Here is a 14970-nt window from a genome sequence, read left to right as displayed (position 1 = left end):
ATTGCTGCTTCCGCGCCGAAAAACGAAAACCATTTTTATTGGAACGGTGCCGGTGGGTGGGGACGCACCGATTACCGTGCAGTCAATGACCAATACCGATACCCGGGATTGGCAAAAAACCTTAAGACAAATTAAAAGACTGAAAAAAGCCGGCTGCGAACTGGTGCGGGTAGCCGTTCCCGATCAGGAAGCGGCCCGGGCCTTAAAATTAATCGTGGAAAAATCTCCTCTGCCGGTTATTGCCGATATTCACTTTGATTATAAGCTGGCGTTAATGGCTCTGGAGGCGGGGGTTCACGGTCTTAGACTGAATCCCGGAAATATCGGGAGTGCTGAAAAAGTTCGGATAATTGTGCGGGAGGCTAAAAACCGCCGAGTTCCCATCCGGATAGGGGTAAATGCCGGCTCTTTAGAAAAAAAGCTTGTGGAGAAGTATGGAGGCATTACCCCTGAAGCGATGGTGGAAAGCGCTCTCCACCATGTGGGAATTCTGGAAGACATGGGCTTTGATCTTATCAAAATATCGCTAAAAGCATCGGATATACCGTTAATGCTGGCAGCCTACCGACTTTTAGCTAAGAAGGTTGACTACCCGTTTCATATTGGCGTAACCGAAGCGGGACCCCGCTCCACCGGGATTATTAAATCGGCGGTTGGGATCGGGGCCCTTTTGGCCGAAGGTATTGGTGATACCTTGAGGGTTTCCCTGACGGCGGATCCGGTGGAAGAGGTAAAAATAGGATTTCAAATTTTAAAAGCTCTGGGTTTAAGGGAGTACGGAGCTGAGGTTATTTCCTGTCCAACTTGCGGGCGCACCCAGGTGGATATCATTAAAATAGCCCGGGAAGTTGAGAAGTTTGCTCAAAACGTCAAAAAACCCCTGAAAATTGCGGTAATGGGCTGTGTGGTTAATGGCCCCGGCGAAGCCCGGGAAGCAGACATAGGAATTGCCGGCGGCAGGGGTGAAGCGTTATTATTTAAAAAGGGAAAGGTTGTTAGAAAAATTGGGGAAGAAGAAATATTAAAAGTATTAAAAGAAGAGATTAAAAAGTTGGAGGAGGAAGTGTAATGAGGCTATCCCAGTACTTTATGCCGACTTTAAGAGAAAATCCTGCAGAAGCAGAAGTGATAAGTCATAAACTTTTGTTGCGGGCAGGTTTTATCCGCAAATCGGCATCGGGGGTGTATACATATTTACCGTTAGCCCAGAGGGTTCTTAAAAAAATCATGCAGATTATCCGGGAGGAAATGGACCGGCAGGGCGGCCAGGAATTAATGCTCCCGATTTTACAGCCGGCGGAACTTTGGCTGGAAACGGGCCGCTGGCATGTTTACGGTCCTGAACTTTTTAAATTAAAAGACCGGCACAACCGGGATTTTTGCCTCGGGCCTACCCATGAAGAGATTATTACCGACCTGGTAAGAAGGGAAGTAAGGTCTTATAAAGAATTACCACTACTTCTTTACCAGATTCAAAATAAGTACCGGGACGAAAAAAGACCTCGCTTTGGCTTAATGCGCGGGCGCGAATTTATCATGAAGGATCTTTATTCTTTCGACCGGGATGAAGAAGGCTTAGAAATAAGTTACCGCAAGATGTACGAAGCTTATACCAATGTGTTTACCCGCTGCGGTTTAAAGTTTCGGGCGGTGGAAGCGGATGCCGGTGCGATTGGTGGGAGCACCACCCATGAATTTATGGTGCTGGCCAATTCCGGCGAAGCGGTAGTCGTCTATTGCCCAGATGATAACTGCGGCTATGCCGCTAATTTGGAAAAAGCGGAAACAAAATTTACTCCCGAAGTAATCGGAACTCCTGCGGAGATTCAGAAAGTAGCAACTCCCAATGTAAAAACTGTAGACGAAGTAGCCGCGTTTTTAAAGGTTGAGAAAAAACAAATTTTAAAATCGGTATTATTCAAGGCCGATGATGGGTATGTGCTGGCAGTAGTGCGGGGTGACCGGGAAGTTAATGAAGTTAAGGTTAAGAATCAGGTGGATTGTTTGGTTTTAGAGCTTGCTTCCCCCCAGGAAGTGGAAGAGGTATTAGGGGCCGAATACGGCTCGATAGGTCCGGTAGGGGTGAATATTCCGGTAATTGCCGATCTGGAAGTAAAACATGTTTTAAATGCGGTTACCGGAGCAAACGAAACGGGTTATCACTTAACCGGCGTAAATCCCGAAAGGGATTTTTCACCCGCGGTAAAATATGCGGACATCCGTTTGGTTGAAGAAGGAGAGCCCTGTCCCAAATGCGGAAAAGCCCTGGTGTTTGCCCGGGGTATTGAAGTGGGGCAGATCTTTAAACTTAAGGATAAATACAGCAGGAAAATGGGAGCCTTTTATTTAGATGAAAATGGGCAGCAAAAGCCCATAATTATGGGTTGTTACGGTATTGGCGTTACCCGGACTATGGCGGCAGCAGTGGAGCAAAACCATGATGAAGATGGTATTATCTGGCCGGCGGCTATAGCTCCCTTTGAAGTAATCGTGGTGCCGGTTTCCAATAAGGACGAACAGCAAATGAAAATGGCGGAGGAAGTTTATAATTTGTTATTAAACGCTGGCTTCGAGGTTGTGATAGATGACAGGGACGAGCGACCCGGGGTTAAATTTAAAGATGCGGATTTAATTGGCATTCCGCTCCGGATAACCGTTGGTAAACGGACCGTAAGTGAAGGGGTATATGAGGTAAAAATTCGCCGGACCCGGGAAGAAAAGGTTTTCCAAAAAGAAGAGTTAGTGGATGGCTTAAGACAGCTCTTAAAAACATTATAGGGGGAAAGCTCTTTGACCGTTGAGGTGTTGATTCCAGCGTATAACGAGGAAAAAAATATCGGGCGGGTGATTGCAAGTTTAAAAAAACTTTCGCTCATCGATAAAATTATTGTTATCGATGATGGCTCAAGGGACAAAACAGCGGTTATTGCCCGCCAGTTAAAAGCTCATGTTATTTCTCTCCGGGAAAATCGGGGAAAAGGTGCAGCGCTTTTAGAAGGTTTTAAAAGTTCTCGCGGTGATATTATTGTTTTTTTGGACGCCGATTTAGTTAATTTAACTTCAAGACACGTAATTAACCTTTTGCTACCGGTAATAAAGGAAGAAGCAGTTATGACGGTAGGTATTTTTAATCAGGGCCGTTTTGCTACCGATTTTGCCCAGAAAATTACTCCCTTTCTTTCGGGTCAAAGAGCTTTTCAAAGGTGGTTTTTAGAAGAGTTTTTTGCGGAAAATGACGACATCGAACAGCTTCGCTACGGTATTGAGGTAAGTCTTACCTTATATGCCAGGAAGAGGGGTATAAAAGTAATTGAAGTACCGTTATCCCATTTAACCCATGTGATGAAGGAAGAAAAGTTAGGACTAATTCCTGGAATGGTAGCAAGAGCTAAAATGTACCGGGACATAGTTTTTAGCTTTGGCAGTAAAATTAAACTTTAAAAATAGAGGAGCAGTACGATGAGCGAGCTTGAGATTGTTATCCGGTTGATCCTGGCAAGTATTCTGGGGGGCTTAATAGGACTTGAGCGGGAAAGTCTCGGTAAATCCGCAGGCTTTCGCACTCATATTTTGGTTTGCGTAGGTTCGGCTCTAATCATGCTGCTCTCCGAACAAATTTATTTTGACTTTTACGGTAAGGCCAATGCTGACCCGGCCCGTTTAGCTGCTCAGGTGGTAAGTGGGATTGGTTTCCTGGGCGCCGGGACTATATTACGGGAGGGTCTAACAATTCGCGGTCTTACCACCGCTGCGAGCCTCTGGGTGGTTAGCGGCGTTGGTCTGGCGGTGGGCATGGGCTTTTATTTTGGAGCAGTTATTGCTACCGGCATAGTTTACATTGCCTTATTGTACTTAGGTAAGGTGGAAAAATATTTGGAAATTTACCGTAGCGGTGAAACGGTTACTGTTCTGGTAGAGGATACTCCGGGACAACTGGCCAAAGTATCCGAAGCTTTTGGCCGTTACGGACTTAATATTGATAATGTGGAGATTATTAAAAAGAAGAACCAAAAAGTACAAATTGTCATAATGCTTTCGCGACCGGATAAAAACCGGGTTTATAAGGCTATAGAGGAAATAGCCAATCTTCCGGGAGTAATTCAGGTGCAAAAGGAGTAACGCCTTATGGACAAAATTAAGTCTATCCTGGAAAGCTTGGAGCAAAAAGCGTTTTTAGATAAAGTTCAGGTGGACCCCCGAAATCAAAAATGGGAGCTTTATTTTAAAGCTCCCCATTATATTTCTTTAAAAGAGTTTGATGGCTTAAAGGCAGCAATCTTGGAAGAACTTCCGGATTTAAACGTAAGTGTTGATTTAGCGGTGGAGAGTTTTCGCGATACGGACATCGAGCTTCTCTTAGAAGATATTAACTATTTACTGGTACAAAAATTACCGCGTTTGCGGGGGGAACTCAGGGAAGCGGGTTTAACCTTTGATGGTGAAAACATTATTTTTGAAACCGCCAATGAAATAGTGTTTGATACTATTAAACGGAAAAAAGTAGTGGAAACAATTACGAAATTTCTGGCTAAAGTCGCTCCGGATTATAAGTTTATTGCTAAATTTAAAGAAGAAGCAAAGGAAGTACTGGACTGGCAGTTAGAAATGGAAGAAGAATTGGTACAAAAGCTTTGGGAAGAAAAAGTGGCGGAAAGAGATGGGCAGGAAAATAAAGAGGAGGTTCCGGTTAAACTTTCCATAGGAAAGGAAATTAAGGAAACTCCCTGTAAAATTGCCAACCTCACCGAAGAGGAAAAAAATGTGGTGGTCAGTGGAGTTATCTTTGATTTGGAAGTGAAAAAGCTTAAGACGGAAAGGATATTAATTACTTTTAACCTAACGGACCAAACGGATGCCATTTCGGCCAAACTGTTTTTGAAAAAAGGGGAGGAAGAAAAAGCTTCTTTAATCAAAGAGGGCATGTACGTAAAGGTCAGGGGCGAAGTGCAGTTTGACCGTTTTGCCGATGAACTGGTGTTATTTATAAATGATTTGGAGGAAATAGAAAAACCTGCGGGCCGGATGGATATGGCTGAAACCAAGAGAATTGAACTCCATTTACACAGTAAGATGAGCGCAATGGATAGCGTAGTGGATTTAGAAAAGCTTTTCCAAACTTTGAAGAGCTGGGGGCATGAGGCGGTAGCTATTACCGACCACGGTGTCGTTCAGGCTTTTCCTGAAGCAGCGGAACTTTCGNCAAAATACGGGATTAAAGTTATCTACGGACTTGAAGGGTATCTGGTGGATGATGGACTGCCGGTAGTTTTTAACCCCGAGCCTTTATCGTTAAAGGAAACGCCAATAGTAGCTTTTGACTTTGAAACTTCCGGTTTATCTTCGCAAAGAGATGAAATTATTGAAATTGGAGCGGTTAAAATCTTTGACGGAGAGATAAAGGAGACTTTTTCCGTACTGGTTCGCCCGCAAAAACCTATTTCTGCTAAAATTTCCGAACTTACCGGTATTACTAACGACCTTTTAGAAAAGGAAGGGCTGGATTTTGGTGAGGCCATAGAAAAATTCCTGCGTTTTTGCGATGGCAGCATCCTGCTGGCCCATAATGCTGCTTTTGATTACGGGTTTTTACGACAAGCTTTAAAGAGATTGGGACATGATCGAAAATTTTCGGTGGTGGATAATTTGGCTCTGGTCAGGATTCTGTTTCCGGAGTTGAAAAATCACAAGTTAAAAACCATAACCGAACACCTGGACGTTTCCCTTAATAACCACCACCGGGCTCTGGCGGACAGCTATGCTTTAGCGGAAGTCTTTTTAAAGCTACTGCCCAGGCTTTTTGAACGGGGACTTTATAGCTTAGAGGACTTAGCTAAAATAAACTATAACTACATTAACGACCGTTCTAAAACCTATCACGTTTCGATTTTAGTGAAAAATCAGGAAGGACTTTACAACCTTTACCGTTTAATTACCTTATCCCATTTAAAATATTTCCACCGCCACCCCCGCATCCCCAAAAGTGAGCTGATGCGCTACCGGGAAGGCTTACTGATAGGTACTGCCTGCGAGGCAGGGGAGCTTTTTACCGCTTTACTGGAAAACCAGCCGGAGAGCCGTATTTTAGAAATTGCCCGGTTTTACGATTATTTTGAAATAATGCCTAAAGGAAATAATGCCTTTTTATTGAGAAACCAGCGTTTAAAGAGCGAACAGGAATTGGAAGAGCTGAACCGGAAAATCATTGCTTTGGGAGAAAAATTAAATAAACCGGTGGTGGCTACCGGCGATGTTCATTTTTTAGAGCCGGAAGATGAAATTTACCGCCGGATTCTCCAAAAAGGGCAGGGGTATGATGATGCCGAACTGCAGCCGCCCATTTACCTTAAAACTACCGAAGAAATGTTAAAAGAATTTGCTTATTTAGGCCAGGAAAAAGCCTATGAAGTGGTAGTGGACAACCCGCGCAAAATTGCCGAACAAATTGAAGAGATTAAACCAATTCCCGATGAGTTTTACCCGCCGATAATTGAAGGGGCGGACCGGCAGATTTACGAAATGACTTACCAGAGAGCCCATGAGTTATACGGAGATCCGCTTCCGGAAATAGTGGAAAAAAGATTAAAGCGGGAGCTTGATGCTATTATTAATAACGGATTTGCCGTATTGTATTTAATAGCCCATAAGTTGGTAAAAAAATCTTTGGATGATGGTTATCTTGTAGGTTCGCGGGGTTCGGTAGGTTCCTCGCTGGTTGCAACGATGACGATGATTACCGAGGTTAACCCTCTACCCCCCCATTACCTTTGTCCTAATTGTCGCTACAGCGAGTTTATTACCGATGGCAGTTACGGCTGCGGTGCCGATATGCCCGACAAAAATTGTCCGCGCTGTGGTACTCTTCTCAAAAAAGAGGGTCACGATATCCCCTTTGAAACCTTTATGGGTTTTGAAGGGGACAAGGTTCCGGATATTGATTTAAACTTTTCCGGAGAATACCAGCCTCGAGCTCACAAGTATACCGAAGAACTATTTGGCAAGGATTACGTTTTCCGGGCGGGAACTATTGCTACCGTTGCCGATAAGACAGCCTTTGGCTTTGTTAAAAAATATTTTGAGGAGACCGGAAGGCCGGCCCGTCAGGCCTGGATAAACTGGCTAACGAACGGGATTGTCGGAGTCAAGAGAACCACCGGTCAACATCCGGGCGGTCTTATGGTTGTCCCGAAAAATAACGATGTTCACCGGTTTACTCCTCTCCAGTATCCGGCGGATGATAAAAGTGCGGGAGTGGTTACCACTCATTTTGATTATCATTCAATTTCGAGCCGTTTGGTTAAGCTTGACATCCTGGGCCACGACGACCCGACCGTTCTTAAGATGTTGGAAGATTTAACGGGAATTGATCCCCGAACTATCCGGTTAGATGACCGGAAAACTTTAGGTATCTTTTCTTCCACCGAACCCTTAGGGGTGACTCCCGAACAAATCCGCACTACTGTAGGTACCTACGGAATTCCGGAATTTGGAACCCGTTTTGTGCGGCAGATGCTTGAAGATACGCGACCCAAGAGCTTTACCGAACTGGTGCGGATTTCCGGCTTTTCCCATGGAACGGACGTGTGGCTGAATAATGCTCAGGATTTAATTCGAGCCGGAATATGTAAATTATCCGATGCAATTTCTACCCGGGACGACATTATGATTTACCTCCTGCAAAAAGGGGTTCCTCCCAAAAAAGCTTTTAAAATCATGGAAAATGTCCGCAAAGGAAAAGGAATTTCCGAGGAAGAAATAGCGGTAATGAAAGAACATGGAGTTCCCGACTGGTTTATTGGAAGCTGCCAGAAAATAAAATACCTTTTCCCCAAAGCCCATGCGGTAGCTTACGTGATGATGGCTTTTAGAATTGCCTACTTTAAGGTTTACTACCCGGAAGCTTTTTATGCTACGTATTTTACCGTAAGGGCCGATGATTTTGACCTGCCCGTTATCCTGGCTGGTCCAGAAAAAATTTGGAAAACTCTTGATGAGCTGGAACAACGGGGGGGAAGTTTAACGGCAAAGGAAAAAGGTCTTGTTACGGTGTTAGAAGTTGCCCTGGAAATGCTGGCCCGGGGAATAAAAATGCTGCCGGTAGATCTGGAAAAATCCGATGCAACCCGCTTTTTAATAACCCCGGAGGGTATCTTGCCTCCTTTTGTGGCTTTACCCGGAATTGGGGAAGCAGCGGCGATAAATATTGTAAAGGCCCGGGAGGAAGGAATGTTTGTATCCATTGAAGATTTAAAAACCCGGGGAAAAGCCACTAAAGCGGTAATTGAAGTTTTGGATGCCCACGGCTGCTTAAAAGGCTTAGCACCGACTTCCCAGTTAGTACTTTTTGCTTAAAAAAATGGGGCGGAAAGAAATCGTTTCCGCCCCATTTTTTTATATATAGTAATTCAAATTTGACTTAAAGATAAATTAAAAGCTTTCGGAATAACAGAAGTAGGTTAGGTATGTTTTTTGCTATAAGTGGTTTCAAAGATAAAACTATCTTTGAGGTGTTGGTATGAAAAATCCGGTAGAAATAATTGATATTGATTTAGAAAATATTTTAAATAAAGTGATTTGTTCTTTTAATGAGGCAACCGGTTTAAAAGCTTTAGTTGTTGATACAAAAGGTAAACCTTTTTTTAAAAATCAAAACGATGAAGACTGTGATTTTTGTAAAATTATAAAATCAACCGAGAAAGGTAAAAAGAAATGCCAAGATTCGTACCGGAGGGCAGGAAAACAGGCTCTCCAGTATGGGGAGTGTTATATATTTCGTTGTCATGCTGGATTGGTCGGTTTTGCAGCACCTATAATTGTGAAAGGTAGTTTTGTCGGGTCGATAATTTGCGGTCAGGTACTAATTTGGGAACCTGAAGAGTATTTTATTGAAGAAATTCTTGAAATGACCAATGATTTAAACTTAGATTCGCAAAAACTAATTGCTGCAATAAATAAACTTGAGATAAATTGCGGACGAAAGGTGAAAGCGGCAGCTGACTTATTATTTTTAATTATTAATCATTTAATAAAAAGTGAAGCGGTAGTTTTAAAACAAAGAAGGGATAGTGCATTTAAGCAAATCCAGATTTTTAAAGAAATTCAGTTGCGGAAGAAACTTCAGGTAAAAAATGCAGAAGTTAATAAGATTTTTCCGTTTAATTGGTTAAAATATGAGCGGCAATTTTACGAAATTTTTAATTTAAACGACTTTGAGGCAGCAAATCGAGCAATTGATAGACTAATAAATGAAATTTACATGCAATATTTAGATAATATTGAATATATTAAAACTTTGTTAATCGAATTGATAATTTATTTATCAAAGTTCATAGGTGAGGGAAATGAGTATAAGGATGAAATAATTAAAATTAAAAGTAATTTTCTAAAAGCTGTGATGGCGACAAACAATTTAAATACTCTAAAAGAAATTACTTTAGATTATGGAATGAATATAGTGATGTTAAAAGGAAAGATTAAAGGCTATAGTAATATACTAAAGAAAGCGGTTGACTATATTAATAAAAATTATTTCAAAGATATAAATTTAATTGATATTGCTAATAATATTCCAATAAGTCAATTTTACTTAAGTCACTTATTCCGGGAACAATTTAATTGTACGGTAAAAGAATATGTTAACTGGATAAGAATACAAGAGGCGAAAAAACTCCTGCGGGAAACCGATGAGAAATTAGAGTTTATTGCCAAGAAAGTTGGTTTTAAAGACCAGAGCTACTTTTCCAAGGTTTTCAAAAAAATAGAAGGGGTGTCACCACTGAAGTACCGCAACGGGTAAGAGGGAAGGGTAAAGGCTAATGAAGTATATTATTTTTGAGAAAATTAAAAAAATGGTACTGGAAGGTAAAACAAAAGATATAAAATCGTTATTAATAACGGCTGTGGAACAAGGTATTACACCTTTTGAAATTATTCATGAAGTTTTAATACCTTCAATGGAGTTTTTGGGAGAATTGTATTATAATGACGAGCTTTTTATACCTGAATTACTCAGTGCTTCCCGAACAGTGCACGCTTGTTTAAAATTTTTTCAATCTCAATACAAAATTCAGTTTAATAATAATTTTTTAGGTATTAAAGTTATTATAGGAACCGTGGCTGGAGATTTGCATGATATTGGCAAGAATATAATTAGTTATTATTTGGAAGCTAATGGTTTTGAAGTAGTTAACTTGGGCGTAGATGTAACTGCAGAAAAATTTCTTGAGGCAATTAGAAAATATAAGCCCGATGTGTTAGCTATGTCGGCATTGTTGACTACTACAATGACAGAAATGGAAAAAATCATTAGACGAATAGAAAAGGCTGGTATGCGAGATGAAATTAAAATTATTGTAGGTGGTGGACCGGTAACAAGAGAGTATGCTTCTAAAATTGGAGCAGATGGATTTGGACAAGATGGAAAGGAAGCTGTTCAATGGTTAAAGCAAACTTTTGCAATTCAATAAATTTTGAAACGAGGTGATGAAAATAAAAATCATTATTGGAATTTCTGGGGCATCTGGAACAATTTACGGGATTAAAGTATTGGAAACAGCTGTTAATTTGGGTATTGAAACGCATTTAATTGTGACCCGGGGTGCTTTAAATACCTTTAAAACGGAAATTGATTATAATTTTGCCAAACTGCAAAGCTTGGCAACTAATTTTTATTTTGATGAGGACTTTACTTCCTTAACTAAAATCAGAAATACTAAATTTGACGGTATGGTTATTGCGCCATGTAGTATGAAAACGTTAGGTGGGATTGTGACTGGTAATTTAAAAGGATTAATTTATGAAGCAGTCAACAATTTACTCAAAAATAAAAGGAAAATTATTCTTTTAGTAAGGGAAACTCCTTTAAATCAAATTCACATGCAAAACATGGAAAAAGCTGCTGGAATGGGTATTATAGTTATGCCTCCGGTACCGGCTTTTTATATTAAGCCGGAAACTTTGGAGGAAATTCTCAATCAAACTATTGGACGTGTATTTGATCATTTGGGTATTGATTTAAATAATTTTAAACGTTGGGAATAACCGGTTTTAGCCGGTTTTTTCTTTTCAGCGATAGCAAAAAAGTACAAAAAGATGACAACCGTAGCCATTGTAAAAATAGAGCCAGTTAAGTATATTAAAGTTAAGAATTGTCTGAAAATAAAAAACGGGGGGATTTTTACGAAAATGGATACTGCTAAATTTAAGCCTATTTTTAAACCTGATGTTTTAAAGTTATATGAAGTTTTTTATGATGTTTCAAAAGTTAAGGGGATAGTTGAAGATCTTTCTGCGCTGGTCAATGAAAGTTTTATCCACAATATAATTGAAGAAGTTATGCAGGAGTATGACCTGGGTGAGGTTGTTGAGGTATTTGAAATATTTGGAGGCTATGTAAATAGAAGCTTTGGTGTAATTACGTCAAAAAACGGTTCAACAAATAAGTATTTTGTAAGATGGTATAAAAAGGAAATCAAGGAAGAAGAGATATTATTTGAGCACAGTTTAATTAATTACGCTATTAAAAATGGACTCGAAATTGCGGCTAAAGTTTATTCCAACAAAGAGGGAAAGACTTATGTAAAGAAAAGTTTTACTATTGGCGATATTACCGATGAGTTGTATTTTGCTGTTTACGAGTATTTGCCCGGGGAAGATAAGTATACCTGGATTGAAAATAAGTTAAATGATGAGGAATTAAAGTCAGCGGCCGAGATCTTAGCTATTTTTCATAATGCTGCAAAAGATTTTAACCCGCATAAATTCCAGCGCCTTGAACCCCCCATCAATGAGTTAATGAAATTACTTCCGTCCTATTACGAAGAATATAAAAATTCTGACCTTAAAAACAACATTTTCCATGACTATTATGTGAAAAATTATAAAAACATTATCTGGGTAATTCAGGAAAACATCATACCGGACGAAAAACTTGCAGAGATGCCAGTAATTCCTGTTCACTGTGATTACCACCCTGGAAATTTGAAGTTTAGCGATAATAAAGCGGTCGGCATTTTTGATTTTGACTGGTCGAAGAAGGATATCAGAATATTTGATTTAGGACTTGCTCTGGTCTATTTTTGCAGTTCTTGGGATGATGAAAACGATGGAGAATTAAGGTTTGATCAGCTTGAATTATTTTTAAATTCTTACCAAAATAAGTTAATTGAGCTAAAAGGATTAAGTCCGCTAAATTCAACAGAAAAAGAATACTTACCGCAAGTAATTGCTGCTGGAAATATGTACTTAATTTATTGGTGTTTACGTTCCTATTATGGGGATTTATCATTAAACGTTTATGAATATTTAGCTTATTTGAGGCACCAGGTAAAGTGCATGTATTTCATCGAGGAAAATAAAGAAAAATTAAAGACAATTATTAATGATTTAAATTAATGATTTAAAAATAAGTAAACACCAAAAGGGGGATTTTTATGAGTGATTTAAAGGCTCAGGAATTACAGATGTCAAGGGAATTAGCCCATGCTAAGCGGGGACTTGGTTGGGGGGTGTTATCAGGTGCAACATGGGGATTGGATGGAGTTATTTTAGGTATGGCTCTTGCTTTAGCACCTTTTACTAATAGCACCTCGTTGTATCTTGCACCACTTGTAAGTGCAGCTTTACATGATGGCTTTGCGGCAGTTTGGCTCTTAATCTATAACTTTTTAAACGGTAAAGCTAGTGAATATTTACGGACCTTGAGTACTAAACCCGGGCTAATGGTAATTTTGGCAGCATGTTTTGGAGGACCAATTGCGATGTCTGGCTATTTACTGGGGATTAACATGGCGGGGGCATCTTATGCACTGGCTATAACAGCCATGTATCCGGCGGTTGGTGCAATTTTGGCAGTCTTCATTTTAAAGGAACGGATTACTCCGCGGGTATGGTTAGGAATTATCTTATGTATTTTGGGTGCAATAATAGTTGGTTATACTCCGCCGGAAGGAAATTACCCCAACTTCTACCTTGGACTTGCATTTGCGCTACTGGCTACTTTTGGCTGGGGCATGGAAGGAGTGTTATCAACTTTTGGGATGGATATGATTGATCCGGATATTGCTATTGGCATTCGTGAGGGATTTTCCTTCCTTGCTTACTTAATTTTAGTAATTCCGATTATAAAAGGTTTTCCGATGTTTGTTGCAACTTTTTCGGAAAATAGCATTTATTACCTAATTTTGGCCGGTTTTCTTGGTGCGCTTTCATACTTGGCTTGGTATAAAGCTTTAAATATGACCGGAGTTGGTAGAGCAATGGCTTTAAATATTACCTATGCATTGTGGGCAGTATTTTTTGGAGCTATTTTGACGGACCTTAAAATTACGCCAACACTACTTGGAGGTGCAATTATAATTACCATTGGTACGTTGCTGGTAACTGCTAATCCCAAAGAATTACTGAATTTACGGGCAAGATAATTAATTTAAGGAGGGTTTTAGATGAAATTACCTTTAAGATTTAGAATATTGCATTTATTAGGTGTGGAGCAAAAAGCCCTTATTCCTGAGGAAATTATGGAAAAATTAAAGGATGAATATGGAAATGAAAGGCAATTTAGAAAAAATGCTATTATTGGCCATCTTCAATCTATGAAGGCGGTAGGCCTTGTTCAGACCACGGAGGTTTATTTAACCGATGCCGGTGAACTGGTAGAGCGTTTTGAAATAACCGATTATGGAAGGGACAGACTTAAGTATTTACCAGCCCAATGGAAAGTAAGTTAAAAAAAAGGGAGGGGAAAAAATGAATTATTTCTCGTTTTTTACCGAAGAAGAAAAACAAAAAATTCATGAGGCATCATTGGAAATTTTAGAAGAAGTAGGATTGTTAGTTCGTAATCAACATGCCCGGGAAATTTTTAAAAATGGTGGTTGTCTTGTTAATGATGATGGCATTGTTAAAATTCCCAGACATGTTGTAGAGAGCTGTATTAAATCTTTTGTTCCCGAATATGTTTTTTATGCCCAAGACCCGGATAAAGATGTTAAGCTGCCTGCTGATAGGCCGGTTATAGTTACTGGCAGTTCTGCTCCAAATATTATTGATCCGAAAACCGGCGAAGAGCGAAGAGCAACCTCTACGGATATTGCCAATATTGCCTATTTAATAAATGAACTTCCAGGGTATGATGTATTTTCCATTTCCACGTTAGCCGATGATGCTCCCGAAGGACAATTTAGCCTAGCTCGCTTTTACCCTGCGCTGAAAAATTGTAAAAAACCCGTCCGCAGTAATACCCCGAATCTCAAAGACTTAGAAATGGTATTGGAGTTAGGATATATCATAGCAGGAAGCAAAGAAGCTTATTTTGAAAGACCATTTATTAACCACCATTATTGTCCGGTAGTTTCTCCCCTTACCATGGACCAAGAATCGACAGAGGCTGTTATTTATTTAACAAAATTAGGACTACCGGTTTATGGAACTATTGTTCCTAATGCAGGGCTTACTGCTCCCCTAAGCTTATTAGGAACTTTAGTAATGGGTAATGCTGAATTTCTTGCTTTAAGTACATTAATTCAACTTATCCGTCCTGGAGCTCCTTTAATCTATGCTGTTTTATCTACAGTAGCTGATATGAGAACGGGAAATTATGCTCCGGGAGCAATTGAAACGGGGATTTTGCAAATGGGGCATACGGAGATGGCAAGATATTACAATGTACCATCTGGAGGTTATATTGGACTTACCAATTCTCATGTAAATGATGCTCAGTCGGGTTATGAAACTGGGATGAATGTTACTGCTGCTTTACTGGCAGGAGCCGATTTATTCAATATGGGTGGTTTACTGGGAAGTTTAATTGTTTCTACTCACATAAAATAACCGTCCAATGCTCAGATTTCGTGGCCAAATAGAAAAGGAATTTGTTTAGATAATGGCGAATAATTGGAGAAAAAATCTAAAGAAGGAGAAAAAGGAAAAGTCTTCGAGTAAGGTTTACGGAGCTGACACTCCCCTTACCGAAGA

Annotated in this window: 12 protein-coding genes; all 12 read left to right on the top strand. The window is 40.0% G+C overall.

Annotated features, from left to right (window positions below; genetic code table 11):
• Position 1: 1 nt before the first annotated feature.
• The gene (ispG, locus tag CARFE_RS0110320) at positions 2 to 1069 is read left to right on the top strand and encodes a flavodoxin-dependent (E)-4-hydroxy-3-methylbut-2-enyl-diphosphate synthase (RefSeq protein ID WP_011344670.1); all 1068 of its coding nucleotides are present in this window, start codon (positions 2 to 4) and stop codon (positions 1067 to 1069) included.
• Positions 1069 to 2778 carry a proline--tRNA ligase gene (locus CARFE_RS0110315; RefSeq protein WP_028052706.1) on the top strand — a complete coding sequence of 570 codons (1710 nt, stop codon included), beginning with the start codon at positions 1069 to 1071 and terminating at the stop codon, positions 2776 to 2778. Before ispG ends, CARFE_RS0110315 begins: the two co-directional genes overlap by 1 nt.
• Before the next feature lie 12 nt (positions 2779 to 2790).
• Positions 2791 to 3441 (top strand): glycosyltransferase family 2 protein, encoded by a 651-nt coding sequence (locus CARFE_RS0110310; protein WP_028052705.1) that lies wholly within the window; start codon positions 2791 to 2793, stop codon positions 3439 to 3441.
• A gap of 18 nt (positions 3442 to 3459) precedes the next feature.
• On the top strand, positions 3460 to 4119 hold the full coding sequence (locus CARFE_RS0110305) for an MgtC/SapB family protein (protein WP_011344667.1): 660 nt from the start codon (positions 3460 to 3462) through the stop codon (positions 4117 to 4119).
• A gap of 6 nt (positions 4120 to 4125) precedes the next feature.
• Positions 4126 to 8349 carry a PolC-type DNA polymerase III gene (locus CARFE_RS0110300; RefSeq protein ID WP_034542036.1) on the top strand — a complete coding sequence of 1408 codons (4224 nt, stop codon included), beginning with the start codon at positions 4126 to 4128 and terminating at the stop codon, positions 8347 to 8349.
• 163 nt (positions 8350 to 8512) lie between these two features.
• A complete protein-coding gene (locus CARFE_RS0110295; protein ID WP_028052703.1) occupies positions 8513 to 9793 on the top strand; it encodes a PocR ligand-binding domain-containing protein in 1281 nt (426 codons plus the stop codon).
• A gap of 19 nt (positions 9794 to 9812) precedes the next feature.
• Positions 9813 to 10463: a cobalamin B12-binding domain-containing protein gene (locus CARFE_RS0110290; protein WP_034542034.1), complete on the top strand. Its 651-nt coding sequence runs from the start codon at positions 9813 to 9815 to the stop codon at positions 10461 to 10463.
• A 16-nt stretch (positions 10464 to 10479) separates the two neighbouring features.
• The gene (locus CARFE_RS0110285) at positions 10480 to 11037 is read left to right on the top strand and encodes a UbiX family flavin prenyltransferase (RefSeq protein ID WP_028052701.1); all 558 of its coding nucleotides are present in this window, start codon (positions 10480 to 10482) and stop codon (positions 11035 to 11037) included.
• A gap of 144 nt (positions 11038 to 11181) precedes the next feature.
• Positions 11182 to 12390: a phosphotransferase gene (locus CARFE_RS0110280; protein ID WP_028052700.1), complete on the top strand. Its 1209-nt coding sequence runs from the start codon at positions 11182 to 11184 to the stop codon at positions 12388 to 12390.
• A gap of 38 nt (positions 12391 to 12428) precedes the next feature.
• Positions 12429 to 13418, top strand: coding sequence for a DMT family transporter (locus tag CARFE_RS0110275; protein WP_051250278.1), 990 nt, complete (start codon positions 12429 to 12431; stop codon positions 13416 to 13418).
• Between the two features lie 21 nt (positions 13419 to 13439).
• Positions 13440 to 13724 (top strand): helix-turn-helix transcriptional regulator, encoded by a 285-nt coding sequence (locus tag CARFE_RS0110270; protein ID WP_028052698.1) that lies wholly within the window; start codon positions 13440 to 13442, stop codon positions 13722 to 13724.
• A gap of 19 nt (positions 13725 to 13743) precedes the next feature.
• Positions 13744 to 14826, top strand: coding sequence for a trimethylamine methyltransferase family protein (locus tag CARFE_RS14965; RefSeq protein WP_245570783.1), 1083 nt, complete (start codon positions 13744 to 13746; stop codon positions 14824 to 14826).
• The last annotated feature ends 144 nt before the right edge of the window (positions 14827 to 14970 follow it).

The organism is Carboxydothermus ferrireducens DSM 11255, assembly GCF_000427565.1.
In the GTDB taxonomy this organism is placed as follows: Bacteria; Bacillota; Z-2901; order Carboxydothermales; family Carboxydothermaceae; genus Carboxydothermus; species Carboxydothermus hydrogenoformans.
The sequence above is the reverse complement of the archived record's forward strand: the minus strand, read 5'-3'. Positions and strand labels throughout refer to the sequence as shown.